Raw genomic sequence first — 25,906 nt, 5'->3', positions numbered from 1 at the left:
CCGGGGCCGCCGCGGACGGCCGGTTCAGCCGCGGGGTGCGAGCGTGGTGACCAGGACATCCCGGCGGGCGGGTCGAGCGGCGTCCAGCGGGTGAATCGGTGAGACGCCGTGCAGCGTCGCACGGTCGTCGTTCAGCAGGAGCGTGCCGGGGGTGTCGAGCGTCGTGCTGGTCAGCTCCGTCCCGTCCGGGGCGTACACCGTGCTCTCGCCCCCGGTGGCGTTCACGCGGTCGATGAGCAGCGAGGTCACCAGGGTGACTCCGTCGCGGTGCCTGCCCTCGGGGGTGGGCTGTCCCTCGCTGCCGGTCTCGGCCACGACCCGGAACGGGTGCACCTTGACGTCCCACGCGTCCGCGTCCTCCAGACACACGGCGACCTGGCCGAGCATGCGGATCAGCGCCGCGAGCACGGGCTCGCCCATGAACGCGTCGGTCAGCGGTTCGAAGTGGCGGTCGACGTCCACGTACAGCGGGTTGCTCTCCTCCGGCTGTACGAAGGCGACATGCGGCTTCGCGTCGATTGTGCCTTCCCTCGACAGACAGAGGTGCCCGTAGCGCCGCAGCCGCCGCGTGCCGGACCTGGCCGCGTACGCGTCCGGCGCCAGCTCCTCCCAGTGCGCGGCGAAGGCTCCCCATACCGTCTCGTCCACACCGAGGCACTGCGCGACGGCAGGCGGCTCCAGCAGACATGCGCCTGTCGAGGCGAGGGCCCGGCGCGCGTCGTGAACCGGCTGCCGCACCTGCCGCATGCCGGCGGCCCCTGCCGCGTCCCTTCGCCCTGCCGCGTCCTTTCGCCCTGTCGTGCTGCTGTGGCCTTCGTCCATAAGCCCATGGTCTGGTGATGCCGCTTGCTTCGCATCCGCTGGGCGCGCGCGCCGGGGCGGCACGCTGCCCTCGTGCGTGGGAGGGCAGCGTCGGCGAACCCGGCCCGGTTGGCGAACCCGGCCCGGTTCGGGATCACCGCCGGGTTCAGAACCCCAAGGGGCTGGCGGCCGCAGCGAGGTCCGCGATGGTCCGGGGGAAGCGCGTGAGGACGCCCTTCGGATCCCGGACGTCCTGAGCAGCGGTGAGCAGGGCATTGCGGAGCCTGCCGTGGGAGGTGAGGTGGGCGAGCTGCCTGAGGGCGTCGGCCTGGAGGGTGCGGGCCTGTTGTTCGTTCTTGGAGTTGACGGCCAGCGGGATGGCGGCGGCGCAGATGACGGGGTCGAGGAGTGCGGCGACCTCGGCGTGGTTCCCGGCTCCGTACGCGCCACGGGCGGCTTCGAGCGCCTTGGCCGAACCGCCCTGGGCGAGCAGGGAGGCCTTGGCGGTGACGGCGAGTCGGGGTGCGCCGAGGTCGGTGCCGGTCAGCCGGGACCAGACCTCTCGTACGGTGCGGGTGGGGGTGTCGGCGTAGCCGGGGGTGGCGAGGAGGGGGGCCGCGGCGCCCGCGTCGGGGGCGGTGGTGGCGGCGTCACGGTGGGCGGTGAGCCATGCGGTGATCCGGTTCGCTGTCCCTTGCTCCTGCCCCGCGTCTTCGGGGGTCCTCCACACCGGTGCGAGGTAGGCGCCGGCTCCGGCGTCGGCGGCGGCGCCGAAAGCCGTGAGGGTGGCGTCCAGGAACGTGGCGCGGGCCTTGCTGGGGCCGCCCAGGAGGCCGGGGCCCGCGAGGTAGACGGTCCTGGCCGCGGGCAGGTAGAGGTTCATCTCGGCCGGGGAGGCGTGGCCGCCGGCGGGCTGAAGGACGATGCGGACGCCGCCGATCTCCAGCGCGTACAGGCCCTCGCGCCAGCCGATGCCGGTCCAGGAAGGCCACTTGGACTCGGCGGTGGCCGCCGGGAGGAGACCGCCGACGGTGTCGGTCGGCGCGAGGAACGTCGCGTCGCCCACCGAGACGGTGTGCCCGAGATCGGAGTCGACGAGTTGCGACGGGGCGATCCCGAGGCGGGTGCCGTAGGCGTAGTCGACCAGCCGGGCCGTGTGCGAGCCTTCGGTGACCTGCCGCAGCAGGGCGTCCGCGAGAAAGCCCTCGGGGGCGTAGACCTTCAGGTCCTTGGGCAAGGCGTCGCCGAACAGGCCGCGGACACCGCCGAAGTGGTCCACGCCGCTCTGGGTGTGGATGACCGCGCGCACCGGCTGCGCGGGCCCGTCCTGCTCGATGACCGAGCGATAGCGCGCCAGCGCCGCACGGGCCGTCTCGTACGAGCCCAACGGGTCGATCACGACCAGACCGCTGCCGCTTTCGACGACGGTCATGTTGGCGAGGTCGTAGCCGCGTATCTGGTGGACCCGGCAGTTCCCGCGATCAGTGACCTGGAAGAGCCCGGCGGTGGAGTTCAGTTGCCCTTGTCGCCACAGCGCCGGCGCGACCGACCCGGGTACCTCGTCGAGGCTCTGCTCCAGGAAGTCGAAGGCGGTGAAGTCCCACACCTTGCTGTCGCTCTTGCTGATGCGTGAGGGCACGAAAGGCTCGTCGGGCGGTGCGATCTGGTACCGGCCGGCGTTCTCGTAGGCAAGGCCGGCGTCCGGCAGGTTCTTGACGGCGTCCTGGTTCTGCCGGGTGACGTACGCACTCGGCTCCACGGGCTGTGGCTCTTCGTTCGTGGCCATTCGGCTGTCCTCCATAGAAGGCGACTGGACCGTATGTGCCCACATGCGGACATACGGTGATCACCGACGCTAGGGAAGCGCTCACCGGCCGACAACAACCCCCCATTCAGGCTGGCTTGAACCGCGACAGGTCCCCCGCGCCGACAGCACGGGCGCCCGGCCATGCCTGACGGGCCATTACACCCCTTCACCGCCACGATAGATGAGAGCTCAATAAATTGATCAATCGGCCGAAAGCAGCTGGCGCCGCCCGACCGCCCATTCCTCACCACAACCATGCAATACCCGTGACGAAAGGCGCAGTTGAAGCGCGCGTCACCCCAACGGCAACGCGAACTCCGCTTACCGGCCCGGCCTGTTGCAGCCTGTTGCACTTAAGCAGGGCAGGCGGCGCCACCTCGAAAAGAACCCCCTCGACATTATGTCCAGTTTTGCACCATAAGATTACTTCTCAATGCCATTGAAGGGATACCTAGACCCTTTCCCGTATTGCATGGCACACGCACGAGATAAAGCACCCCCACATGTGACGAGCAACACTTCGACCTGCACACTTTCCGTGAAATAGGTCACAACAAGGAACCGTGAGCCCGAGAGGGGCGTCCGGCGCATTCCCCTTCCGCGCACAGCGGATTGGGCTTTTCGATCACAGAATGCCGGGGAATTCGATCATCGAAGAAGGACCGCGCACATTCCCCTCCGTGAATTCCCGCCTTGTTCCTGCCCGACTTCCTCGCCTAACCTCACGGTCAATCCGGATGGAACGCCGAATCCTGCCGCTGTCCGGAAACACGCCCACTCACTCACGCACGCACGGCAGGAGCGGGGGACCCAGGTAAGACGCCATTGCCGGAATCCGGCACGGCTCGGGGTGAAGTCGCATGCACAGCTCGCGACCGGACAGCTCCCGTCCGAACCCGACAGCTCACCTCGCAGGCGCCGGAGAGGAATGCGTCATGCCCGCAAAGGGAAAGCACCGCCGCCCCAAGTCCAGCCCGCTCACCCGCGGCATCGCCGCCGCAGGCACGGGCGGAGCCGTGCTCGCGCTCCCGGTGCTCGGGGCGACCACCGCGAACGCGGCCGAGGCCGCCGCCGCGAAGCCCGCGGCGGCACCCAAGACCTACGTGGTCGTCGCGGGCGACTCCCTCTCCGCGATCGCCCGGGAGCACTCCCTGAGCGGCGGCTGGACCAAGCTCTACCAGGACAACCGCCGCGTCATCGGCGCCGACCCCAAGGTGATCCAGCCCGGTATCGAGCTCACCCTCGGCCAGGCCTCCGCCGAGCGGGCCGACCGCTCCGAGCGCACCGGCACGCTCGCCGAGCCCGCCGCCGCCCCCGCGAAGAAGACGTACACCAACGACCTCGACGGCTGGATCAGGGAGTCCCTGGACATCATGGCCCGGCACGGCGTCCCCGGCTCCTACGAGGGCATCCACCGCAACATCATGCGCGAGTCCTCCGGCAACCCGCTGGCCATCAACAACTGGGACTCCAACGCCGTCGCCGGAACCCCGTCCAAGGGGCTGCTGCAGGTCATCGCCCCCACCTTCAACGCCTACCGCCTGCCCGGCACGTCCCTCGACAGCTTCGACCCGGTCGCCAACATCACCGCCGCCTGCAACTACGCGGCCGCCCGCTACGGCTCGATCGACAACGTCAACGGCCCCTACTGAGGCTGCACGCGCCCCGGGCGCGCGGCTGCCTCGGCGGGCTGAGCTGCCGGCTACCCCTCGGCGGGCTGAGCCTCCGGCTACTCCTCAGCAGGCTGAGACGGCGTCTGCTTCGGCGGGTCGAGCTTGCGGAAGTACGTCCAGCTGGTCTCGTTCGGCTCGCTCCACCGCTCCGGAGCGTGGGCGAACTCCGGGTGGTGGCCCGCTATGTAGGCACGGGTGCGCTCGGGGACCTCGGTGTACGAGCCGAGCTTGCGGCCCCGGCAGTGGAAGGTGAGGCCGCCGGGCCGCTGCCCCCGGGCCATCCAGGGCAGCCACGGCGACATCCGGGTCCACGACATGGTGGCGGGGACGCTGGGCGCGGAGCCGTCCAGGTCGGCGCGGTCGGCGAAGAACTGGAAGAGTTCCAGGGCCTTGTAGGTGTCGCCCGCCGAGTGGACGGGATACTCCGCCACGGGCAGGGGCGAGGGGTAGGCGAGCGGTATCTCCAGGCTGAAGCAGACCTGCCCGCCGAGGTCGGTCGTCGGTATCGGGAAGGGACGCCACTTCTGGTTCGCCGGGTCGTTCCAGATGTGCACCACCGGCAGGTCCTGCCAGGTCTCCAGTATCTCGCCGCTCGCCGGGTCGAGGTAGAAGGCGGCCTCGCGGGTGAGGAGCCGGTAGGCGTGCGGGCCGGCCTCGGGGTCCTGGACCAGGCGGGCGACGTTGAGCCCTTCGAGGCCGAAGAGAAGCTGGTACGGCTCGTCGGGGGCCCAGGAGTACACGTTCCCTGTCCACCAGTACGTGACCTCGTCGCCGTCGAGCGAGGCGCGGGTGCGGGCGAAGGAGCGGAGCAGCTCCGCGGGGGTCGTCGTGCTCGTACTCGTACTCGTCATACGGAGTACTCTGCGGGACCGCGGCCGGGCGGCGGCGACCGGGGGCCCACTGACACACCCAGGGGCTAATCTCGGCGCATGCCTCTCACCGTTGATCGACTGACCGGGTACGTGGAGCGGGACCTCGACGCCGATCTGGCGCGCTGGTTCACCGACGCGCCGAAGGCCCGACTCCCGGTGTCGACCCGCCCGGTCGGTCCGTTCCTCACCGGGCTCCCCCGCGACGCCGCGGCCGCGCTGGCCGGCTTCGACCGCAGGGCCCGAGCGGGGGCCCTGCCCGAGGTGCTCGACCTGTACGACTGGTCGTACGCCTTCGACTTCGCGGGCAACGACTGCCGGATCCTCGACTCCGACCACGAGACGGAGCTCACCGACGACGACGTGTGGTCCGTCGGAGCCGACGGTGGAGGCAACTACTACGTCGTGCTCACCAACGGCCGTGTCGCGGTGTGGTTCCACGAGGAGGAGGTCATAGAGGCCGACACCCAGTACGACACCCTCGATGTCTTCGTGTGGTCGGTGGTCCGGTACCACGCCGTACGCGCCGGAGTCCTCGACCTTGCGGAGGTCGAGGCCGACTTCCGCGCCCTCGGACAGCCCGGAGTACTGGAACCGGAGCTCGGGCTCCTCGCCAGACTGTCCTGACACGAACCCCGCGGGGGCGTCATGAGGTGCGGGGAACTCCGAGGTCGTCCAGGAAACCCGTGTAGGCGCAGAGTTGGGCGGTGTAGTCACGGATCAGGGCGATGCACTCGTCCAGGTCCCAGACGCCGACCTCGGGCAACTCCCGCAAGTACTCCCAGGGTTCGTCGGCCTCGCCGGGGTGCAGCGGGTCGGCGCCCGCCTCCCCCTCGACGACGAACATCTCGTCGCGCAGCGCCACCGACACCGAGATGGAGGCCTCGCGGCCCTCGCCGCTCCGCGGGCCACCCCGCAGGCCGAAGGTGACGCCGACGACCGCGGTGGGGTGGACCGCGGGCGTCAGGGTCCCGCCGTAGCGCGGGGAGACGCCTCCCTGGTGCGTGAGGAGCTGCTCGTACCCGTAGGACTGGAAGTCGCGCACTGCTTCATTGAGCGCGGCCATGAGTCTGGCCGCCCCCGCGGCTGAGGCATCCATGGCGACAGGATAGGTCCGCCGCGCCGGCCGCCGACGGCCGATCACCGGCTGCGGGGCTGCCTGGCCTCGTAGCTTCGTGGCCTCTTGAACCTGTGGCCTCAGGAACTTGCGGCCACAGGAACTTGTAGCCTCACGGCTTCATGAGAAGTCGAGGACCAGGCGGCCACGCAGGCCTCCGGCCTCCAGCATGCGGTGGGCCTCGGGCGCCTCCTCGGCGGGCAGGACCTCAGCGACGCGCAGCGTCAGAGTGCCGTCCTCCGCCAGGCGGCGGAGCGCGTCCAGCTTCGCGGTGTCGGTCATGCCGTCCCGCACCATCACCGGTCGCACCCGGATGCCGCGCCCCGCCGGCCCCGGCCAGCCCCGCAGTTCGGCGAGCGTCCCGCCGTCGGCGATCGCGGGTACCACGTCGGTGGTCTGCACCGAACCGTCCACGAGGCCGGGGACACCGTCGGGGGCCAGCGCGCGTATGCGGTCGGCGACGCCCGAGCCGCGCTCGACGACGTGATCGGCGCCGAAGCCGCGTACCAGCTCGGTGTCGTCCGGCCCTGCGTCCGCGATCACGGTCAGCCCGTCGGCCTCGGCCAGCTCCACCGCGTACGCGCCGACGGCGCCCGCCGCGCCCGTCACGGCGACGGTCCCGCCCGGCGGCACGGCAAGGACGTCCAGGGACATGCGTGCGGTGAGGGCGTTCATGAGCAGAGTGGACGCCGCCGGGAAGTCGGCTCCCTCGGGCGCGGGCACCACGGACGCGGCGGGCACCACGACCTGCTCGGCGTAGGCACCGCCGTGCGCGCTCGTGAACAGCACCATAGCGACCACGCGTTGCCCCACGACGAGCCGGCGGTCGGCATCGGGGCCGAGCTGGTCGATCACGCCTGCGGCGTCCATGCCGGGCACGAACGGGGGCCGGCGGCCGGGCATGCGGACGGCGTGGCCACCGGTCCGCAGCATCACATCGGTGGGGCTCACCGCCGCCGCGTGCACCCGGATGCGGACCTCACCCGGACCCGCCTGCGGTTCGGGCAGGTCCAGGACCCGCAATGCTTCGGGGCCGCCGAATTCATGGACACCAATCGCCTTCATGCCGTGCGCAACTTCCGCTGTGAGCAGAGTATTCCGGCGTGTCGGCGTTCCGGCGTTCCGGTGCCCAGGGTTCACGCCTCGGCGCGCAGCACCCTGTCGGAGGGCTCCGCGGCAACGACGAGGACTCCCCGGTGGTCCTCGGAGGGCAGCGACGCACGCCGGACGAGGGTTTCCCATTCCTCCGGCCAGATGGTCGTGGCGTCCCAGAGGACCCCTTCGAGGAGCACGCCGTCCAGCTTGGCGCCGCTGAGGTCCGCCCCGACGAAGTCGTTGCTGGCACGCTGGACTTCAGCGACGGCTCTGGCCAGGGCGTCGGCCTGGTCGCAACCCTGGGCCAGGTCGTCGACGAGGTCCTGTGCGACGGTGTCGACGCCCAGCAGGTGCAGGGGCGGGGACGTCCGCAGGGAGGCGATGGCCGGTACCAGTTCCTCGTCGAGCAGTTGCCGGATGTGGCGCAGGGCGTCCAGGAGGCGACCCGCGGGTTCGGCGAGGAGGGTCTCGACCGTCACGAGGTAGTCGAGTCCGGTGAGGGTCACCGGGGATCGCTGCGGCTTGGGCAGCTGGAGCACCGCCCGCAGTTGTTCCCTCAGCCGGTCCACGACTTGTTCGGTGGTGTGGACGGGCTGAGCGGCCTCTTCGAGGAGGTCGCTGAGCGCGTGGACGGAGTGGACCGCTGTCCGCATGTTCTCAAGCAGGTCGGAGGGCCAGTAGCGGCCCGCGAGACGCAGGGCCTGCTGCCGGTACTTGACCCGCACCGACGAGGGCCGGTCGTACAGCGGCCCCCGCTCTCCCGGGTGCGCGTCGAGAGCCAGGGTCCGCTGCGCCAGGGCGGCGCGTGCCTCACGGGACCGGCGGCGGCTGACGGCGGTGCCGACGGAGCGGTGGGTGGCGGCAAGGAGCCGGTCGAGGGCGAGGTCCGGCGGGCGCAGCTCGGGCGGGCCGCCCTGGGCGCTGACGCGGTCGGTGACGGCGGTGCCCAGGTGCTTGTGGGCTTTGGCCAGCAGGGCTTCGGGGTTGTCGTTGCCGTGGTTGCTGTCGTTGCCGTGGTTGTTGTCGTTACTACGGTTGCTGTCGTTGCTACGGTTGCTGTCCTTGGTGCGGTTACTGTCATTGCTGCGGTTGTTTTCGTTGCTGCGGTTGTCGTGGCCGTGGTCCGTCACGTCGCCCTCCCCTCGTCGTAGCCGTGGCCGTGGCCTTCCAGGCGCAGCCCTTCCCGCAGAGCCGCTCTGGCCCGGGTCAGGTTCTGGCGCACGGCCACCTGTGTGGTGCCCATCGCGCGAGCGCTCTCCCCGGTGGTGAAGCCGTCGAGATGCCAGGCCATGGCGGCGCGTTGCTTGGCGGGAAGTTGCAGGAGCAGGGAGATCACCCGGCGCTCCTCCTCGCCGAGTTCGGCCGCGTGGGCCGGGGTCTGCCAGCGCAGCGTGGTCGGCGGCTCGGGGATGTCGGCGCAGGCCTCTTCGGGTTTCACCTGCTGGCTCACCCACGACCGCCAGGCCACGGTGCGCAGCCAGGCACGGGGATGGGTCAGGGACAGGCCGGGCGCGCACATCTGGGTGAAGGCATCCTGTGCGGCGTCCTGGGCCTCCGCCCAGGACGCGCCGTGCAGGAGCAGGAAGCGGATCAGTGCCGGGTACTGCTCGTGGTGCAGGGCCTCGGCCAGCGCGATGCCGGGCTGGGGGCCCGCGCCGATGCCGACCTGGCCGACGAGGCCGGTGGCGGGGTCGAGGTCCGGGTCGATGTCAGGGTCGATGTCGGGAGTGGTGCCGGGGTGGGGGCCGTAGTCGGTGCCGGGGTCGATGTCAGTGCTGAGTGCTTCCTCCACGGCGGCTACCTCCGTCCAGGTCTGCTGGCAGGGACCGGAACGGACCGGGGCGGAGGTCGCGGGCCGTCGCGTGGCGGATCAGGTCGGACCGGCCGGTCTCGGTGATCCGCGCTATCTCCACGTCGGCTTCCCAGCGCCCTTTGACGGCCTTCACTATGCCGTTGACGATACTGACGGCCACGGTCGCCACCGCTCCGACGATCACAGGATCCATGCCGCACATTCCCCTTCCGGATGGCGTGCGCGGGCGTCGTCCGCGCGACGCACGCACCACAACAGTGCGTATGCGGAGGGGAGTTGTGACATCTGGCTGGTCACAGGGCTCTCCGCTTGAAGCGTGCTCACGTCAACCGCGCGACAGCCCTGCCCCTGCGGGCGGGTAGGGACCGAGCAGCCTCGAACAAGGGACAGCCGGGCTGTGCTTCCCGGCGTTCCTGCTGGTGGGGCTGTTGCCCACGCACGCCCAGGAGGCACACGGTTGACCGGCGCCGCCATGGAATACCGGGCTCCGTAAGCGGGTTCATCGGACATCCCCGGCACAAAGGATGAGTGAGCGATGAAGTCCGTGATCCGTACGGCAGGCGGCGGTCCCGAGGTCCTCCGGTTCGTGGAGCGTCCGGTTCCCGAGCCCGGTCCGGGCGAGGTGCGGGTACGGGTGCACGTGTCGGGTGTCAACCCGACCGACTGGCGCAGCCGCAGGCGCGCGCTTCCGCCGGGCATGGACGAACAGGTGCCCCACCAGGACGGTGCCGGGGTGATCGACGCGGTCGGCCCGCAGGTCGACCCCGCTCGGGTCGGGCAGCGCGTGTGGCTCTGGGAGGCCGCGTGGCAGCGGCCCTGGGGAACGGCACAGCAGTACACGCTCGTCCCCGACGCACAGGCCGTCGCCCTGCCGGACCAACGCGGCCGTCCAGCTCGCCCGCTGGGCCGGGGCGCGTGTCGTGACGACCGTCAGCGGTCCCGTGAAGGGGGCGCTGGCGCGTGCCGCAGGAGCCCACCACGTGGTCGACTACCGCGCGCAGGACGCTGCCGCGGCGATCTCGGCCTTCGCCCCGGGCGGCGTCGACATCGTCGTGGAGGTCGCACCGGGGGTCAACGCCGCCCTCGACGTCGCCGTGGCCGCGCGGGGTGCCGTGGTGGCCTACTACGCGGCAGGCGAGAACGAGCAGTTGTCGGTCCCGGTGCTCACCACCCTGTCGGCGAACCTGCGCTGGCAGAGCGTCTTCGTCTACACCGTGCCCACCGAGGCGAAGCAGCGAGCCTGCGCCGATGTCGCGGCAGCCGTGCACGCGGGCGCCCTGCGCGTGGGCGAGGAGGCCGGACTGCCGTTGCACCGCTTCCCGTTGGAGCGGACCGCCGAGGCCCACACCGCGCTCGAAGAAGGGGCGGTGGTCGGAAAGGTCCTTGTCGACATTCCGTGATGCGGCTGCGCTGTCGCCGAGTTGTGCCTGATACGTGCCTGCTGCCGGTCGGAAGTCTTCCGGGCCCAGGATCGTCGCGACGAACGCGGACGGCGGTGGTGCCGACCGCGGCACGGGCTCGCCGGATTCGCCCCCGGCGGCAGACCGAAGGAGTGCACTCTTGCGCACGTCAAACACCTCTCGTACGTCGGGTGTATCGCGTATGCCACGTACGTCAGGTAAGTCGATCAGCCTGCGCGCCGGCACGGTTCTGGCCGGCGCGGGTGCGTTGGGCCTGGTGTGGGTCGGCATGCCCTCCGCCGCTGCCATCGTCGGCGGGAAGCCGGTCGGGGACGGCGAACGCCCCTTCGTGGTGCAGATCCAGCAGCGGGGTGACGACGGAACCTGGTCGCACTACTGCGGCGGGGCACTCGTCGACAGCCGGGTCGTCGTCACGGCGGCGCACTGCGCCAAGTGGGCCGAGCAGGGGAAGGTGACGATCAGGGTCGTCCTCGGGCGGTCGGATTCGGGGACCGGTCAGGGGACGGTGGTGACCAGGAAACATTTCACCGTGCACAGCCACCCCGCGTTCTCGACCGAGACCAATACCGACCTCGGCCTCGTCGTGCTCGACACCCCCGCCCGTCAGAAGAGCGCGAGCCTGCCGCCCCTGGGGGCGAGGCCGGAGGTGGGCCGCGTGTTGCGGGCGGCGGGCTGGGGGCGCACCGACCTGAACAGCGAGGCCAAGCCCACGCGCCTCCAGGAGGCGGCGCTGCCGGTCACGGAGTTCGACACCGAGGGCGGGACCTGGGACAAGAACTTCCTGTGCGCCGGTACCCCCGAGGTGCGGGTCGGGCCCGGGGACAGCGGAGGGCCGTTGTTCGCCCCGCCCTCCCCCGGCGGGACGGTCGCCCACGGCACCGGCGGTACGGTCGCCCACCGCACCGGCAAGGCAGTCGTCCACGGCCTGGTCACCGGGGACACGAACACCTGCCCGGGGCTGTTCACCAACCTCGCCGACCCGGCCCTCTGGAAGCCGTTCCGCGCCGTCCTCGCGGCGAAGGGGCTCGCACATGTCATCCCGGCCGTCACTCCGGGCCGGGCAACCGGCAAGCCACAACGAAACCTGCGGTGACCCACGTGGGCCACCGCCAGCCGGGCGGCGGCGGGCCGGGACGTACCGACCCACCGCCACCCCGCGCCGGCGCCCGCTACGCGGTGAGTGCAGGCTGGTCCACGGCCCACAGCCACGTCCCGTCCGGCTGACGCCGGGCGATCTCGACGGTCACGTCGCCGTTGGTCAGCGAGGCCGCGGTGATGGCCACGTCGCCGCCGCCGTTCACCAGGGCGAGATGCTGTCTGCCCGGTGAGAGCACCGGCGCCGCCGCGACGAACTGCTCGTACACTTTGCGGATCTCCGCATGCCCGGTCGCGATGTGCCCCGGCGGGAACGCCAGGACGGCGTCCGGCTCGTACAGCGCGACAAGGCCGTCGACGTCGCCCGCGTTGGCGCGCTCGATGAAGTACCTGCCCAGATCGTTCGGCTCGGTGGCCGCTTTGTTGGTTGTCATGCAGGCCAGCCTCCCAATCAATACACGACACCCTTTGTCACGTATTCCAGTAGAGTTTTCCCATGCGCGCCGACCGGTTGGTATCGCTGGTGCTGCTGCTGCGGCAGCACGGCCGGATGTCCGCTGCCGCGCTGGCCCGCGAGTTGGAGGTGTCCACGCGCACCGTGCTGCGCGACATCGAGGCGCTGTCCGCCGCCGGTGTCCCGGTCTTCGCCGAGCGCGGCCGCAACGGTGGGTTCGCGTTGCTGCCCGGCTTCCAGACCGAACTCACGGGGCTGAACCACGACGAGGCACTCGCCCTGCTGGTCGCCGGATCGCGGCGCGGCGCGCAGGCGTTCGGCCTCGGTGCGGCGCTCGCCTCGGCCATGCGCAAGGTGGTGGACGCGCTGCCCGAGAGCTGTCGGGCCACGGCGGCCGGTGCGGCCCAGCGTCTGCTCGTCGATCCGGAGACCGACCTCCTCTCGCGCCGCCTCGACCCCGAGGACGTTCCTGACGCCGTCGTGGCCGAGGTCCTGCGCGCGGTGTTCGACGGACACAAGCTGCGCATCCGCTACGCCGCCGTGGGCCAGGACCCGAAGTGGCGCACGGTGGACCCCATCGGCTTGGTCACCGTCCGCGGCCAGGGCTACTTGCTGGCCACGAGGTCCGGCGCCGACCGCACCTACCGGCTGTCCCGCGTCTCCGCCGCCGAGGAACTCACCGAACCGGCGCAGCGGCCGGACCGGGTCGACCTGGACCGGACCTGGCAGGAACGCAGCACGCGCTTCCGCGCCGGCGGCGACCAGGTCACCGTCCTGGTACGGGTGGATCCGGCGCGGCGCCAGGAACTGGCGGACACCGCGCTGTCCGTCCGCGCCGAAGAAGCCGACGTACCCGGTGCCGACGGCCGGCTGCGCCTCGAAGCGACCTTCCAGGACGCGCGCCACGCCGAGTGGGCGCTGTGGCAGCTCGCCACGAGCGCGGAGGCCCTGGCCCCGCAGTGGTTGCGCGACTCGCTGCGCCAACGGGCCGCCGCGATCGTCTCCTGCTACGAGTGACTGGCCGCACCGGATTCGATCATTGTTCGACCCCCTTTGACGTATGGCTCCGTCAGAAACCGGAGGGCACGCTGAGGCGCAGCAAGCGGCTGAGGTGGAGCGAGTGTCTCGGGGGGCCTGGTGGCGGCATGGTGCAGATGGTTCATCTCATGGCAGGGCGGTGGGCGAGGAACGTGGCGCGCACGCCCCAGGCTTCCTGGGCTTCCCGGGCTCCGCAGGCTTCCTGGGCTCGTTCTTACCACCCTGCCCTGCATGTGGCTCCTGAGTGTGTGCCTCGCGGCACCCGCAGCTGCCGCGTCCGACGACATCTGCGCTTCGGCCGGGCTGCGAGCGACTCGCGTCCAGGCGGAGGCACGTATCGACCACGACGACCGCACCTACTCCAAGGTGTTCAGCACGGTGACGCTCACGGTGCCGATGTCGTGGACGTACGCGGACGAGTTGCTGCTGAGCAAGGACTCCGACGCCTACCGGAAGGCCATGCGGTGTCTGGCCCGCGGCAGCATGAGCGGCCTGGACACACGCTGGGAGGAGTGGCGGTCCGCGGAGCCGGAGGTGACGCCCACCGCGGATCCCACCGGGGTGCGGACATCCCGTGACGAATGGCTGCGGGTCCGCCTGGTCGCCCATGCCTGGGTCGACCAGGAGGGCTCCTTCCCCGTCGGCCCCTGGACCCTGGACGTGGGCAAGGCCCATTGGACGCTCCGCTTGACGCCGCCCGCCGCTCTGAAGTCCGCCTGGTGGGAGCAGGTCACCGTGGACCCGGGCCGACCGGGCGCCCTGTCGGCCGCGGCGGACGGCGTGGACCCGGACGGGGACACGGCACCGGGAACCGGCGCCACGGCGCCGCGAGCCGGCACGGACAAGGGCCGAAGTGTCCTGGTCTGGCCGTCCGACACCGCCGTGGGAGCACCGGCGGTCGCCGTCCGGGTCGAGCCCTCGTGGCCCCGCTCCTTCTCGGCGCAGGACGACTCGTCGCCGTACGCGGCGTTCGACGCGGCCGGCGGCCTCCTGTGGACCGTGGCCCTCGTCCTGACCCTGTGGTACGCGCTGAGGGTCCTGCCCCGGCACGGCGTACCCGATCCGGTCGAGCAGCGAGCCGTCGCCAACCTGCGCGGCTGGAGTCTGGCGCTCCTGGTCGTCAGCGTCGTCGTACGAGGTCCCGATATCTACCTGGGCGCGATCGGTGCCTTCGGCGGTGACGCCTCCGAGGAGTGGGACGCGCAAGCCGTCCATGCCCCGTGGGCCTGGCTGACGTCCGCGGTGGCCGGTGCCGTGCTGCTCTACTTCGCACGGGTGCCCCGCTGGCTCGCTCTGACGGGCGGTGTGCTCGGTGCGGGTGCCGTGGTGCCCGCCGTGCTGTGGGCGGTGGGGGGTTTCGACCCCGGGCGGTTCGTGCGGCCGGGCTCCCCCGGCGGCTGGACCGTGGCGGCAGTGGTGGTCGCCGGGGTCTGCTCGTTCGCGCTTCCCCTGCTGGGCGGAGCGGCGGCCGTGCGCCGCCTGCTGGTCGACGGGGGCCTGCGCCCGAACCGGCGCGCGCGGCCGCGGCCGTGGCCCCTGATCGGTGGAGTCCTCGCTGTCGTCGCGGTCATCGGCGTGTGCTACCTGGTGGCCTCCGAACGGGACTGGAACCGGGCCAGCTGGCTCTCGCCGCACATGGGGGCGCCCGACTACGGGGGGTGGCATCGCTCCGACCTCCGCAACAACTTGCTGTGGTTCACCCCCAACGCGCGCTGGTGGTGGTTCGCGATGCTGTGGGTTCCCACCGGCCTTGCCGTCCTCGCGGTGCTGCGCAGCCGTGTGGCCGGCACGGCGGCCGACAGCCTCGCACGCCGCGGCCCCCAGGGCGCCGACCGGCTGCTGCTCCTGCTCCTCTTCCCCGTCATGGCGGCCATGGACCTCGGCGTGTACACAGCCAGCGGCGCGTTCGTGTGGTGCTGGTTCTTCCTCTACCTCGTCGCGCTCGCGTCCGTCCTGCGTCTGACCCGCGGCCGCGCGGTGGCGGCTCGGCCTCTCGACAGGTCGGGGGAGCCGCTCGGCACCGCGTTGTCGGCGTCCCACCGTGCCGGGCTGCTCGACCGGGCGCGCCGTCACCGGGAGCTGCACGCCCAGTTGCGGCGCCTGGACCAGGGACAGCCCGACGAAGGGACGTCGCGGCGGGACCTGGAAACGCGGCTGCGCCGACTCCACCGCTGGCGCACGGCGGCCGGACGGCCCGACCGGCTCCCCAGCGGTGTCTCCGTGGTGGACGCAGCGCTGGCGCTCGGGCCCTGCCGCACCTGGTGGGAGAACGGCGTCAAGGCGGCGCGCCTCACCCAGCCGATCGCCCTGCCGCTCAGCGCGGGCCTCGTCTGGACGAACCAGCTCCGCGGCGAGGCGCTGACCGGCACCCTGTACGACCGTCTCGGCCTGCCGGACGTCCTCACCCAACTCGTGCTGTGGCAGGTGGGGTACGCGGCCGCCGGGTTCCTGTTCGGGGCGCTCTGGCAGGAACTCCCCGGGCGGCGCGGCCCGGTCAAGGCCATCCCGCTCGCCCTCGCCTACGCCGCGCCCATCGGCGTGTTCGCCCTGGGCAACTGGGGTCTCGGCGAGGAGCAGACCGCTCTGGCCTTCGGGGCGATGGCCATACTTCTCGTCCTCACCCTGACCGGCCTGATGATGGACCTGGAAACGTTCCGCGGCGAACACCCCTACTGGCGGGGCAGGCTGAGCCTGCTGCGGTCCGTCTACCAGATGCGTTACATGTCCGTTCAGCTCGCGTGGGTCCTCGCCCAGGCAGCGGCCGTCGTCACCGTCCTGCAGTACCTGGCCGACAACGGCGGGATGCCGCCGCAGTTCGGCGGCGGCGGGCGGTGACCGAGGCGGGAGGCGTGGGGCGTGTCGTCACCCTCTCTCCCGCCCCGCGCCGACGGCTCTGGCGCGTGGGCGCCACGTCCGTGTGCACCAAGTGGTGGTCCGAGTACGCGGACGGGCGCACCCCTTGCTCGATCGCGGTGAAGTCCCGCAGGAAGACGTAGTCGAACTTCAGGTGCCAGTCGGTGGTCGGTTCGCAGGTGCCGGTGCCGGACCCGGTGGGCGCGGGCAGGCACTGGGGGTCCGCGTCGGTGGCGAGGGCCCACATCCGTGCGAGTTCAGGCGTGTCGGGTACGGCGTTGAAGTCGCCGAGGACGATCGCACGCTCGTGGCGTGCGACCGCAGCGGCAAGAACGCGGGTCTGGCCCGCGCGGACGGCTTCCTGGCGCCGTTGGGCGAGGTGGGTGTTGAACACGCGGACGGGCTTTCCGCCCACGCGGGTGGTGACGGCCATGTATCCACGGTCCTCGGAGCCGCCGTCGGGGTACTCCACGTTCACGCGGTCCGTCATCGGCGCCGCCGAGAGGATCGCCTGCCCGAAGGCGCCGGGGCTCCACGGCCAGCCTCCGCAGCGGCTGCGCTTGCGCAGGACCGACCCGTACTCGACGTGGTAGACGAGCCCGTGCAGGTGCTTCAGGTAGTCCCGGATCCGCTCCACGTCCCGCACGCACGCTTCCTGGAGGCCGACGACCTGGGGCGCGTACGCGGCGATCTCCGCGGCCCTGCCGACGTTGTTCTCGTCGCAGGGGTTGCAGATGTTCCATGTCGCGACCCGGTTCGGCACGGCGTCCTTGACGTCTCCGACGGGCAGCGACCTGGCCCAGAGGACGCCGCTCGGTGCGCTGGGGCCGACGAGCAGCAGGCACACCACGGCCATGGCGCCCCCGAGCAACCGCGTGCCGCTTCCGAGCACCCTTGCCTCCTCACCGTGGACACGTGTGGCATCCGGCGACCTCCCCACGTCGTACGGCACGAGGTTATGCGACGGGGTTGTCAGGACGGCATGCGGTCCACCGGTCCCGTGTCGGCCGCCTGCCGAGGAGTGCAGGACCGCAGGCGGCGGCTCGTTGGCGGGCCACGGCACCACCTCGGGGACGGCGCCGAAGCTTTCGGAGCGTGTTGCCGAGGTCACGGAAAGACCGGGGAATGACGGCGGGGACCCCGGGCACAAGGTGCCTGCATGAACCCGTGCGATTAGAGGCGAAGAGGGAGATACCCCATGCTCATGGCACACCCCGCCGTGCTGAAGAACCTGATCGAGCAGTACGAGACGCTGCGCACCCTGCACGCTGAGAAGGGCACCGCGGAAGCACGGCAGCGGATGGACGACGTCGCCTACACGCTGTGCGTGTCGACCGGCACCCGTGACATCGACGCCGCTCTGATCGCCGCCCGGCACCAGCTTCCCGGCGCTCGTACCGAGGACGACTCCCTCCTCGCCGCCTGACCCGGGCCCGCCGGCCGACCGGACGCCGCTCCGGTCAGCCGGCGGGGCCGTCGGCCAGCGCGACGACCGCGGTGATGCGCTTGCCCACCGGCTCGCGGCGCACCGCGAAGCTCTGGCTGACAGCTATGACGATCTCCAGGCCGTGCTGGCCGACCCGCGCCGGATCCGGCGGCAGGATCGCGGGCAGCGCCGTACTGCTGTCCCACACGGCCACGGCGACGGCGCCGTCCTGGATCTCCAGCGACAGCAGGCACGGCCCCGGCGCGTACTTGCGGGCGTTGGTCACCAGCTCGCTGACCACCAGCTGCACCGTGCCAAGCGCCCGGCCCGACACCGGCCGCCCCAGCACGGCCTGCACATCGGCCAGAAAGCCCCGGGACAGATCCCGGGCAGCCCCGATGTCCTCGCTGTCCTCGAACGCCGCCGACACCGAGAGGACGTCGCTGACCAGCGACTCCCGATCGTCCATGGCCACCATCTCGTACATGCGGTCCGCCTTGTTTCCCAAGCAGTCCTGTTTCACCCGGACCGTATACCCACGAAACGCGGGGACACCGGCCAGGGGGCGAACTGGTTTCGACACGGACCACTGCTCCGCGCGCCCGGCCCCGGCGGTGCCTCCGGCGCGCGGCCCCGGAGCTCCCCCGTGCGGCCTTGGCGCGGGCTCCACACCAGCTTCGTGCGGCTCGGGTACGAGGACCGGCCGTGCACCCCGGGACCCGGCTGGCCCTCGCGGAGTGGCACAGGCGATGGTCGGCACCCAGCCTGTTGAGGGACACGCCCGCTGTCGACCCGCTATCGAAAGGCACCGTTGCCATGTCCGCTCTGCCTCGCGCCGCCGCGACCGCCCTCATCGCCTCACTCGCCGTCCTGGGGACCAGCACCGCCGCCGCGGCGGCCCCCGCCGCTCCCGCCACCGCTCAGGAGCAGCCCGCCGACCCCGCACCCGACCCCGGGAACGGCCTCGGCGGTGTCCTCAACGGGCTCACCGGTGTCGTGACCAAGCTCATCGACTCCCTCAAGCCGCCGCAGCTCGACCAGAACGTCCCCAAGAGCACCGACCCCAGCACCACGACGGGCAGCGCGACGGACACGACGACGGGCACCGCGAGGGACACCGCGACGGACCTCACCGGCGCGACGGACACCACGCCGAGCGGCACCCGCCGGCCCGCCGGTGAGGATGCCCTGGAGATCAACCTCCTCGGTCTCGATGTCCTGGACTCCACCCCCGGCGACCCCAGCGGCCTGGACGCCGGAGCGATCCGCCAGACCACACGCTGACCTGCGAGGGCTCGGAGCGCACCCGGCGGCGTCCACGTACCGGCGCCGAGACCCCGAGGCACCGGATGAACTCCGGGGCGACCGGCCTGCCCACCGGGGCAACCCGGTCTGCCTCTAAGGCCGCTGCCCGTCCCCCGCCGCTGCCATAGCGTCGAGCAGTGAGCCTTTGGACCTCTCTTGAACCAGCATCGGCCACGGTGGAGCCGGGCAGCAGCACGACCGTGCGACTGCGTCTGCGCAACACCGGTGACGTGGTCGACGAGTACCGCTTCGAGCCCGTCGGCGCCCTCGCGCAGTGGATCACCGTGGAGCCGCCCTCGCTACGGCTCTACCCGGGCACGACGGGAACGGTGGAACTCACCCTCGCCCCGCCCCGCACGCCCGACGCGACGGCCGGCCCGAACGCGTACGCGATACGCATCACCCCGACCGAGCACCCGGACGCGGTGACCGTCCCCGAGGGGAACCTGACGATCGCGTCGTTCACCGAGGTGCGGGCCGAGCTGGTGCCGCCGACGGTCAAGGGCCGCCTCCGGGGCCGGCCGAAGCTGGCCGTCGACAACCTCGGCAACACCAAGGTGACCGCGTCGCTGAGCGGCAGCGACAACGGCGAGCAGCTCTCGTACGACATCCAGCCGGGCAACGTGCAGATCGAGCCCGGCCGGGCCGCGTTCGTGAAGGCCACGCTGCGGCCCCGGGAGATCATCTGGTTCGGGTCCAAGCAGGAGCGGCCGTACACCCTCGCGGTGAAGCGGTCGGGCGTGGCGCCGCTCGACGTCGAGGGCACCTATGTGCAGCGGACCTTCCTGCCGCGCTGGCTCGCCACCTTCCTCGGCGTCTTCCTGGCGCTCGCCCTCACCTTCGTCATGCTGTGGATCGCGTACAAACCCAAGGTCTCCAGCGCTGCCCGGGAGCAGCCGCAGGCCGCCGCCAACGCCCTGCCGCCGTCACCGTCGCTGAAGCCGCCCAAGCCCTCCGAGCAGCCCGAGGAGCCGAAGTCCCCCGAGGCGGAGAAGTCCACCGAGGAGGACCCGCCGGACGAGGATGACGAGAAGAAGGACAGCGGCGGAGGCGGAGGCGGGGGCGGCGGAGGCGAGGAGTCCCGGAAAAAGAAGAAGAAGCCCCGGAAGCTGCTGCCCGCCTCCGACATCATGCTGCGCAATCCGACCACCAAGATGTGCGCGGCCCTGCCCGCGGCCGACTCCGAGTCGGCGGGCCGGGTGGTGCAGTCCGCCTGCGACGAGAGCGCCGACGGGCAGCGGTGGGACCTGGAGGTCAAGTACCGCAAGCGGGGTCCCGGCGGCACGGCCCTCTTCCAGATCCGCAACGGCGAGGACCGCAAGTGCGTGGACCTGCCGGACTACGGGGCGCAGCCCACCAGGTCGCCGATCCTGGAGTACGACTGCGAGGGCACGACCGCCGACAACCAGATGTGGTGGCTCGACAAGCAGAAGAGCGGCAAGTACTGGATCCGCAACTACGCCAGCAACAACGAGTGCCTGGACGTGGCGGGTTACAGCACCGGCGGTGAGGGCGCCCACCTGACCCTGTTCACCTGCTCCAACACCGACGACCAGGAGTGGCAGATCGTGCGGCCCTCGGAGGACTGAGGGGAAAAGGGCTGAGGGACTGGGCAGAGAGGCAGGGCTGAGGGGCCGTCAGCCGCGCTGGAAGCAGTGGGAGCGGCCGATGGCGGTGAACCCGCGGCGCTCGTACCACCGCCGCGGCCAGTCGTCCGCGTCTGCCGTCAGGAAGCGGGTCGTGCAGCCCTTGTCGACGGCCCGGCGCAGCGCGGTGGAGAGGACGGCGTCGGCGTGGCCGCGCCTGAGATGGGCCTCCGAGGTGATCAGGTCCTCTATCTGGGCCGTGCCGGTCGCCGGGTCCAGGTAGAGGTCGGCCCACGAGGCGATCTCGCCGTCCTCCGTCCGGGCACCGAGGAACTGGACGACGTCGGCGCCGCGGTGGCGGGCCTCGCGGCGCTCGACGAGGTGGTGGATGACTTCCTCGCCGACATCCGGCAGGAGGCTGCGCCACCGTCGGGCGAGCGGGACCCGCAGCACGTCGAGGTCCACCTCCTGGGCGGCGCCCTGGTCCGGGACCGGGACCGGGCCCGCGTGCAGCATGACGAGGAAGCTGGAGTGGCTGTATCCGGCGCGGATCAGCGGATCCGCGCACGCCCTTCCGGCTTCGTCGTCGAAGACGGTGACGAGCCGGTGCGGCAGATGCCCCAACGCCTCCTCCGCGATGCCGGGCACCGCGTCGAAGTCGACGGTGCCGACACCGGCAGCTCCTCCGCCGGCAGTTCCCTCGCCTGCGGTCAGGTCGATGAAGACCTGGTTGTTCCCCCGGGAGTGGGCGAAGGCGTCGTCGTACACGGCGAACCCGCCCGGCACGTCGACGACACGGGCCGCCTGACGGCGGGCGAAGGCCGACTGGAAGGACATGATCCGCTGCAGCTCCGAGTCCGGCATGGCAGCAGCCTACGGCGTGCGGAGGCCCTCCTCGACAGCATTTTCGACAGCGCCGGACAGGCTCTGGGGGATCGGCCTGCCGGTGCGCGCGTCCAGCAGAGAACGGCCACCCACGGGACGGTCCAACTTCACCGTCTTTCGCTGCGTCCGCACCTGCTTGGTGCAGTCGCCGGTCTCTTCGCGGCCCTTGACGGAGCTCCACAGCACGACGCTGCCGCCGGTCTCCAGGCTGCCCACCGAGGCACCGGCGTCGCAGGCCCCGTGGAGGGCCACCACGGTCACCGAACGCCCGTCCGGGGCCGCTCGGACCAGTCGGTGGAGCGGATGGCCGGGGACGTCGGCGGCCGATCCGATCGATGGCACGGCCGCTGGGGCGGCGGTGGCGCCGTCCCAGGCCTCCGCGACCCGCCGAGCACGGTCCGCGAGCGCATCCGTGTCGCTTCCGGTCCCCTGTTGGCCGCTGCCGCAACCGGCGACTGCCGCCAGTGCGACGACGACGGACACGGCAACTCCGGTGAGCGGACTGCCGGGCGGCATGGTCCTGGTACGCATATGGCCTCCCTCGTACGGGGCAGCGGCAGTCGCCCCTTCCGGGCCTTGGACGCGGCCGGGACGGGAAACGTTCACTGGTCGCGGAGGCGCCTGCCTCAACGGCTGCGGCGCGGCTGCCTCAGCGGCCGCGCCTGCGTCTGCGTCAGCGGCCACGCCTGCGTGCGCGTCAGCGGCCGCGCCGCGCACGCTCACCGCCGGGCGGACATCCTCTTCGCCACGCATGCCGTGACGGCGGGAAGGATCGTCGCGGCGGCCTCGGGGCGCCAGCCCGGGACCGCGTTGACCTCGCAGACGGTGTAGGTGTCGTCGGAGGTGAACAACAGGTCCACTCCGGCGATGTCCAGGCCGAGGGCGCGGGCCGCGCGGACGGCCAGTTCGTCCGCCTTCGGGTAGCGGCCCGTGCACACGGTGGCGGAGCCGCCCTTGGCGATGTTGGCGGTGAGGCCGCCGTCGTGGGAGGTGTGCAGGACCGCGCTCACGGGTTCGCCGTCGACGACGACGACGCGCAGGGTCCGGCCGTGCGACGAGGCCACGTGCTCCTGGAAGAGGAAGGGCGTCTCGCGGGTGAGGCTGCCCGCCACCTCGCGCAGCAGGTACGGGTCGGGGGCGAGGAAGACCTGTCCGCCCTTGGCGCCGCTGACGGACTTCACCACGCACGGCGTGCGCAGGTCGGGGCTGCGGACGACGCCCTCCAAGGGGGCGGTGGCGTAGGAGAGGGTGTCGGGCACCGGCACTCCGGCCACGGCGAGCTCCTGGAGCTGCGAGACCTTGTTGCGGGACCTGAGCTGGGCGTCCAGGGTGTTGACGAGGGTGCTGCCCATGCGTTCGAGGTGCCGGAGCAGGGTGACCTCGCGGTCGCTGCGCATGGGTCCCGCCACCTGGCGTACGCACACCACCTCGGGGGCGGGCAGGTCCGCGCCGCCCAGGGTGCGCAGGACCAGCTTCCCGCCCTGGACGCCGAAGAGCAGTTCGTCGGTGTGCCAGACCGCGAAGCGGGGGCCGTGGACGTCGGCGAGCGCGGTGGCGAGTTCGCGGGTCGACCTGCGCAGCACGGCGGGCCGCTGCCGCACCAGCATCCACACCTCGGCGGGTTCCGCAACGGCCGACAGGGCGTGGCGCGCTGTGTCCACTCCGGCTCCTCATCTCTCGCCGCCCCCGTCTGCCGGCCGCCGGCGGGCCGGTCTCGTTCCACGGGAGGAGCCCGCCGAGTCTACGTCAGCCGGAAGTCCGGCTCCTGTCGTCCGGCTTCCGCTCCTCCGTCCGGAGCCCGAGCAGGACCTCGTCCATGAACTCGCCGACGCCCCAGGCCGAGGACCGCGGCACGCCCTCCCCACGCTTTCCATCCGACCGGGCTGACCTGCGGCAAACGGTTATGCTGCGGCGCATGGACATCGTCATACCGCTGTTCGACCGGTTCGAGCCGCTCGACGCGATCGGACCGTACGAGATCCTCGGCTACGTTCCCGGCGCCACCGTACGGTTCGTCACGGCGGAGCCCGGCCTGGTGCAGGACGTCCTGGGCTCCCTGCCGGTGCATGTCCCGACCGCGTACTCCGAAGTGGAGAGCTGCGACGTCCTGCTGATCCCGGGCGGGGGCAGTTTCCTCACCATGGTGGACGACCCCGACTTCCTCGACTGGGTCCGCCGCGTCCACGCCCGCACCCGGTTCACCACCTCGGTGTGCACCGGCTCCCTGGTGCTCGGCGCCGCCGGGATCCTCGACGGCCTGACCGCCACCACCCACTGGGACGCCGTCGCCTCCCTGGAGTCGTACGGCGCCGTCTACACCGCCGAGCGGGTCGTCCGGCACGACCGGGTGATCACCTCGGCCGGGGTCTCCTCCGGCATCGACATGGCCGTGCAGCTGGCCGCCCTGCTCACCGACGAGGTGACCGCGCAGGCCATCCAGCTCTACACCGAGTACGACCCGCAGCCGCCCTTCGACACCGGTTCGGTGGCCAAGGCCCCGGCGGAGGTCCTCGCGCGGGCCCGCACCCTGGGCTGAGCGGCACCGGGTCCGAGGGGCCGACGTACCGGTACTCGGTGCGTCCGCCGCGCTCCTCGAACAGCTCCAGCCAGGCGGTCGGCTTCACCCGCTGGTCCACGGAGCGCACCACCTCGGGCTTTCGTTCGGCGACGACCGCCACACCTCGTATCCGGCCTCCAGAAGCCCCGACGCATCGGCCGACCGTCCGCAGCGCCGGGCAGCGCGCTGCCGGTCAGCCTGCGGCGCACCTTTCCTAGCGTGTTTCTGACGCGTTCCTGACGTGTTCCTGATGCGTTCCTGACGCACCCCCCGAGTGTCGATACGCACTTTTACCCATACCCCCGGCTCCGTGGTTGGGCGAGCCTGATCTCGCCAACCAGCGCGGGAGCAGGACCAGTTGGCCTGCCGAGCAGTCGAGCGGACCCCGCGGTCGGCACCCAGGGCGTCCAGTCGGCCACCACGCGAGAACGCGTGTCCCGGCGACCGGACAGGACACGTGTGAACCACTTCGATCACCTCCGACGCGGTGCCGGTACGGCGCGCGTCAACCCGCGTACGGCTTATGACGGGCGCCGTCCGACAGCGGACCGGCCGGTGCCCGACGGCACGTCAATCGATTGCTAAGGGGAGACTCATGCCACTCGAACCTGCCGCCCAGTTTCCTGACACCCGGATTCCCGAGACCCGGCGACCCGCCGCCGAGAACGAACGCGGTGTCATCGCCGAGCACTACTACGCCCTCCAGAGCCTGCGCGCGATCGAGGACGCCCGTACGGAGGCGACCGCGGAACCTGTGACACCCGAGGCGCTGCTCGTCGGGCTCTACCAGTCGGCCGAGATCGCCATGTACAACCTGACCGACCTCCTCGACCGCGCGAGCGGCCACCTGCGGGCGCTGGACGTCGACCGCTGCGTCTCCGCCCTGCACTGGGTGCGCAGCTTCCACCGGGTCCTGGTCCGGCTCAGCATCGCCGCCCTGCGCGTCAGCGGCGGTCTGCGCCCCGACACGGAGCGCTGGGACGTGGAGGCGACACCCGCGTACGCCGAGTTCGAACCGGCGCTGCGCCGTTTCGACCGGCAGCTTGCCGAGCTCGCCGAGCAGGGCCGCGTCGACGTCGACGCGGTCATCGCCGAGCGCGGCCTCGAAGACGCGTGGTTCGGAGTGCTGCACTGCGTACGTGTCGCCAACCACGACGCACGTGTGTGGAGCGCCAACCTCGCCAAGTCCGCCCACCCCGCGCCCGGAGCCGTACCGGAGCGACTGCTCGCCGCCGACCGGCTGCGGTACGCCGTGCACGAGCACCATCTGGCAGGCGACACCTACTTCACGCAGTTCCGCGCCCTGCACCAGATACCGGAACTGCTCGTGCGGGAGATCAACGACCGCATCGAGGCGGCGATCCTGCACGCCCGCAAGGGCGACATCGCCCTTGCCGTCGACGTCCTGGACGGCGCCGCCGAACTGTTCGACCCGGTCGAGGTGTGCCTCCCGCCGATCGTCGACAACCTCAGCACCCACGACTACCACCAGATCCGTGAGAACCTCGGCCTGACCAGCGGCAGTCACTCGGTCAGCATGCGCTTCCACCTCTTCACCGACCTGTTCGACCAGTTCGGCGAGGAGCTGGCGCGGCTGCGCGACGAGGGCTGCGAGGACCCGTTCCTGTCGCGCCTCGAACGGCACGGCGTGGGCCTGCGGGTGTTCATCTTCGCCTGGCGCGACATGCACCTCCACCTGCCGCGCAACAACCTCGGCGGCATGGAGACCAAGTCGCTCACCGGTGCCCCCGACGCCATCCGCACCGTGCGCAAGATGCGGGACAACGCGGCCCAGGCCGACCCGACCGCGCGCCTCGACAAGGGTCCGCACATCCCGCTGAGCGCCACCGGCAGCCCCCTCGCCGCCTACCTCGACGGGCCCGACTCCACCGACGGGATGCTCCTGGCCGCGACGGGCGCCTCCACCCAGCTCAACTTCCAGGACGTGCAGGAGCGGCGCGAGTTCTTCTCCCAGCCCTGCCCGTTCAGCAGGCCGCAGCGCCGCGTCGTCTGACCGAGCCCCACGTCCGGTCGTCCAGGACCGCCCGCCGTCCGTGACCCGCCGCGGTCACGGACGGCACGCGGCGTTGCGGCACGAGCCGCCGTACGCC

The 25,906-nt window shown here is 71.5% G+C and carries 25 protein-coding genes, 1 pseudogene and 1 riboswitch; of the genes and pseudogenes, 12 read left to right on the top strand and 14 right to left on the bottom strand.

Annotated elements, in window-relative coordinates; all coding sequences use genetic code 11:
* Positions 1–24 precede the first annotated feature (24 nt).
* Positions 25–747, bottom strand: coding sequence for a 2OG-Fe dioxygenase family protein (locus tag GPA10_RS11975; protein WP_157165469.1), 723 nt, complete (start codon positions 745–747; stop codon positions 25–27).
* A 220-nt stretch (positions 748–967) separates the two neighbouring features.
* Complete coding sequence (locus tag GPA10_RS11970; protein WP_198351572.1) at positions 968–2,587, bottom strand: alkyl sulfatase dimerization domain-containing protein; 1,620 nt, start codon at positions 2,585–2,587, stop codon at positions 968–970.
* Between the two features lie 782 nt (positions 2,588–3,369).
* Positions 3,370–3,539, top strand: a riboswitch (cyclic di-AMP (ydaO/yuaA leader).
* A 4-nt stretch (positions 3,540–3,543) separates the two neighbouring features.
* On the opposite strand from GPA10_RS11970, the gene GPA10_RS11965 reads away from it, so the two are divergent.
* Complete coding sequence (locus tag GPA10_RS11965; RefSeq protein ID WP_157165467.1) at positions 3,544–4,260, top strand: LysM peptidoglycan-binding domain-containing protein; 717 nt, start codon at positions 3,544–3,546, stop codon at positions 4,258–4,260.
* Between the two features lie 77 nt (positions 4,261–4,337).
* Here GPA10_RS11965 and GPA10_RS11960 read toward each other — a convergent pair whose 3' ends face one another.
* Entirely contained in the window at positions 4,338–5,132 is a 795-nt protein-coding gene (locus GPA10_RS11960) for a DUF1838 family protein (protein ID WP_157165466.1), read from the bottom strand.
* Positions 5,133–5,210: 78 nt separating this feature from the next.
* Here GPA10_RS11960 and GPA10_RS11955 point away from each other — a divergent pair, with 78 nt between their 5' ends.
* A complete protein-coding gene (locus GPA10_RS11955) occupies positions 5,211–5,777 on the top strand; it encodes a hypothetical protein (RefSeq protein ID WP_157165465.1) in 567 nt (188 codons plus the stop codon).
* Positions 5,778–5,796: 19 nt separating this feature from the next.
* Here the strand turns inward: GPA10_RS11955 and GPA10_RS11950 are convergent, their stop codons facing one another.
* The 5 genes from GPA10_RS11950 to GPA10_RS11930 all read right to left on the bottom strand — a co-directional run bounded on the left by GPA10_RS11950 (position 5,797) and on the right by GPA10_RS11930 (position 9,368).
* On the bottom strand, positions 5,797–6,249 hold the full coding sequence (locus GPA10_RS11950; protein ID WP_157165464.1) for a hypothetical protein: 453 nt from the start codon (positions 6,247–6,249) through the stop codon (positions 5,797–5,799).
* A 138-nt stretch (positions 6,250–6,387) separates the two neighbouring features.
* Complete coding sequence (locus GPA10_RS11945) at positions 6,388–7,332, bottom strand: NADP-dependent oxidoreductase (protein WP_157165463.1); 945 nt, start codon at positions 7,330–7,332, stop codon at positions 6,388–6,390.
* Positions 7,333–7,403: 71 nt separating this feature from the next.
* Positions 7,404–8,492, bottom strand: coding sequence for a hypothetical protein (locus GPA10_RS11940; RefSeq protein ID WP_343040699.1), 1,089 nt, complete (start codon positions 8,490–8,492; stop codon positions 7,404–7,406).
* The gene (locus GPA10_RS43660) at positions 8,489–9,154 is read right to left on the bottom strand and encodes an RNA polymerase sigma factor (protein ID WP_343040698.1); all 666 of its coding nucleotides are present in this window, start codon (positions 9,152–9,154) and stop codon (positions 8,489–8,491) included. Before GPA10_RS43660 ends, GPA10_RS11940 begins: the two co-directional genes overlap by 4 nt.
* Complete coding sequence (locus GPA10_RS11930) at positions 9,132–9,368, bottom strand: hypothetical protein (protein WP_058850773.1); 237 nt, start codon at positions 9,366–9,368, stop codon at positions 9,132–9,134. Before GPA10_RS11930 ends, GPA10_RS43660 begins: the two co-directional genes overlap by 23 nt.
* A gap of 342 nt (positions 9,369–9,710) precedes the next feature.
* Between GPA10_RS11930 and GPA10_RS42365 the strand changes: the two are divergent.
* The 3 genes and pseudogenes from GPA10_RS42365 to GPA10_RS11920 form a co-directional block, all read left to right on the top strand.
* Positions 9,711–9,992: pseudogene (locus GPA10_RS42365) on the top strand (alcohol dehydrogenase catalytic domain-containing protein); the annotation flags it as partial.
* Between the two features lie 103 nt (positions 9,993–10,095).
* On the top strand, positions 10,096–10,575 hold the full coding sequence (locus tag GPA10_RS42360) for a zinc-binding dehydrogenase (protein WP_343040696.1): 480 nt from the start codon (positions 10,096–10,098) through the stop codon (positions 10,573–10,575).
* A gap of 202 nt (positions 10,576–10,777) precedes the next feature.
* The gene (locus GPA10_RS11920; protein ID WP_157165462.1) at positions 10,778–11,689 is read left to right on the top strand and encodes a S1 family peptidase; all 912 of its coding nucleotides are present in this window, start codon (positions 10,778–10,780) and stop codon (positions 11,687–11,689) included.
* A gap of 76 nt (positions 11,690–11,765) precedes the next feature.
* Here the strand turns inward: GPA10_RS11920 and GPA10_RS11915 are convergent, their stop codons facing one another.
* On the bottom strand, positions 11,766–12,125 hold the full coding sequence (locus GPA10_RS11915; RefSeq protein ID WP_157165461.1) for a YybH family protein: 360 nt from the start codon (positions 12,123–12,125) through the stop codon (positions 11,766–11,768).
* A gap of 62 nt (positions 12,126–12,187) precedes the next feature.
* Between GPA10_RS11915 and GPA10_RS11910 the strand changes: the two genes are divergently transcribed.
* A complete protein-coding gene (locus GPA10_RS11910; protein ID WP_157165460.1) occupies positions 12,188–13,162 on the top strand; it encodes a helix-turn-helix transcriptional regulator in 975 nt (324 codons plus the stop codon).
* A 252-nt stretch (positions 13,163–13,414) separates the two neighbouring features.
* Positions 13,415–16,018, top strand: coding sequence for a DUF6185 family protein (locus GPA10_RS11905; RefSeq protein WP_157165459.1), 2,604 nt, complete (start codon positions 13,415–13,417; stop codon positions 16,016–16,018).
* Here the strand turns inward: GPA10_RS11905 and GPA10_RS11900 are convergent.
* Positions 15,951–16,892 carry an endonuclease/exonuclease/phosphatase family protein gene (locus tag GPA10_RS11900; protein ID WP_157165555.1) on the bottom strand — a complete coding sequence of 314 codons (942 nt, stop codon included), beginning with the start codon at positions 16,890–16,892 and terminating at the stop codon, positions 15,951–15,953. The genes GPA10_RS11905 and GPA10_RS11900 overlap by 68 nt on opposite strands.
* Before the next feature lie 342 nt (positions 16,893–17,234).
* On the opposite strand from GPA10_RS11900, the gene GPA10_RS11895 reads away from it, so the two are divergent.
* Positions 17,235–17,462, top strand: coding sequence for a DUF5133 domain-containing protein (locus GPA10_RS11895; protein WP_058850744.1), 228 nt, complete (start codon positions 17,235–17,237; stop codon positions 17,460–17,462).
* A gap of 34 nt (positions 17,463–17,496) precedes the next feature.
* Here the strand turns inward: GPA10_RS11895 and GPA10_RS11890 are convergent, their stop codons facing one another.
* Positions 17,497–17,940 (bottom strand): ATP-binding protein, encoded by a 444-nt coding sequence (locus tag GPA10_RS11890; RefSeq protein WP_107450549.1) that lies wholly within the window; start codon positions 17,938–17,940, stop codon positions 17,497–17,499.
* 338 nt (positions 17,941–18,278) lie between these two features.
* Here GPA10_RS11890 and GPA10_RS11885 point away from each other — a divergent pair, with 338 nt between their 5' ends.
* Entirely contained in the window at positions 18,279–18,746 is a 468-nt protein-coding gene (locus tag GPA10_RS11885; protein ID WP_157165458.1) for a hypothetical protein, read from the top strand.
* Between the two features lie 158 nt (positions 18,747–18,904).
* The gene (locus tag GPA10_RS11880; protein WP_343040694.1) at positions 18,905–20,356 is read left to right on the top strand and encodes an RICIN domain-containing protein; all 1,452 of its coding nucleotides are present in this window, start codon (positions 18,905–18,907) and stop codon (positions 20,354–20,356) included.
* 48 nt (positions 20,357–20,404) lie between these two features.
* Here GPA10_RS11880 and GPA10_RS11875 read toward each other — a convergent pair whose 3' ends face one another.
* The 3 genes from GPA10_RS11875 to GPA10_RS11865 all read right to left on the bottom strand — a co-directional run bounded on the left by GPA10_RS11875 (position 20,405) and on the right by GPA10_RS11865 (position 22,899).
* The gene (locus GPA10_RS11875) at positions 20,405–21,217 is read right to left on the bottom strand and encodes a GNAT family N-acetyltransferase (protein WP_157165457.1); all 813 of its coding nucleotides are present in this window, start codon (positions 21,215–21,217) and stop codon (positions 20,405–20,407) included.
* A 9-nt stretch (positions 21,218–21,226) separates the two neighbouring features.
* Positions 21,227–21,769 (bottom strand): hypothetical protein, encoded by a 543-nt coding sequence (locus GPA10_RS11870; RefSeq protein WP_157165456.1) that lies wholly within the window; start codon positions 21,767–21,769, stop codon positions 21,227–21,229.
* A gap of 188 nt (positions 21,770–21,957) precedes the next feature.
* Complete coding sequence (locus GPA10_RS11865; RefSeq protein WP_343040693.1) at positions 21,958–22,899, bottom strand: ATP-grasp domain-containing protein; 942 nt, start codon at positions 22,897–22,899, stop codon at positions 21,958–21,960.
* 254 nt (positions 22,900–23,153) lie between these two features.
* On the opposite strand from GPA10_RS11865, the gene GPA10_RS11860 reads away from it, so the two are divergent.
* Both GPA10_RS11860 and GPA10_RS11855 read left to right on the top strand, forming a co-directional pair.
* Entirely contained in the window at positions 23,154–23,774 is a 621-nt protein-coding gene (locus GPA10_RS11860) for a DJ-1/PfpI family protein (protein WP_058850778.1), read from the top strand.
* A 616-nt stretch (positions 23,775–24,390) separates the two neighbouring features.
* A complete protein-coding gene (locus tag GPA10_RS11855) occupies positions 24,391–25,809 on the top strand; it encodes a hypothetical protein (RefSeq protein ID WP_157165455.1) in 1,419 nt (472 codons plus the stop codon).
* Positions 25,810–25,906: the final 97 nt, after the last annotated feature.

It is taken from the genome of Streptomyces typhae (assembly GCF_009755605.1).
Taxonomy (GTDB): domain Bacteria; phylum Actinomycetota; class Actinomycetes; order Streptomycetales; family Streptomycetaceae; genus Streptomyces; species Streptomyces typhae.
Note: the sequence above shows the minus strand (reverse complement) of the source record. Positions and strands in the feature narration are given on the sequence as shown.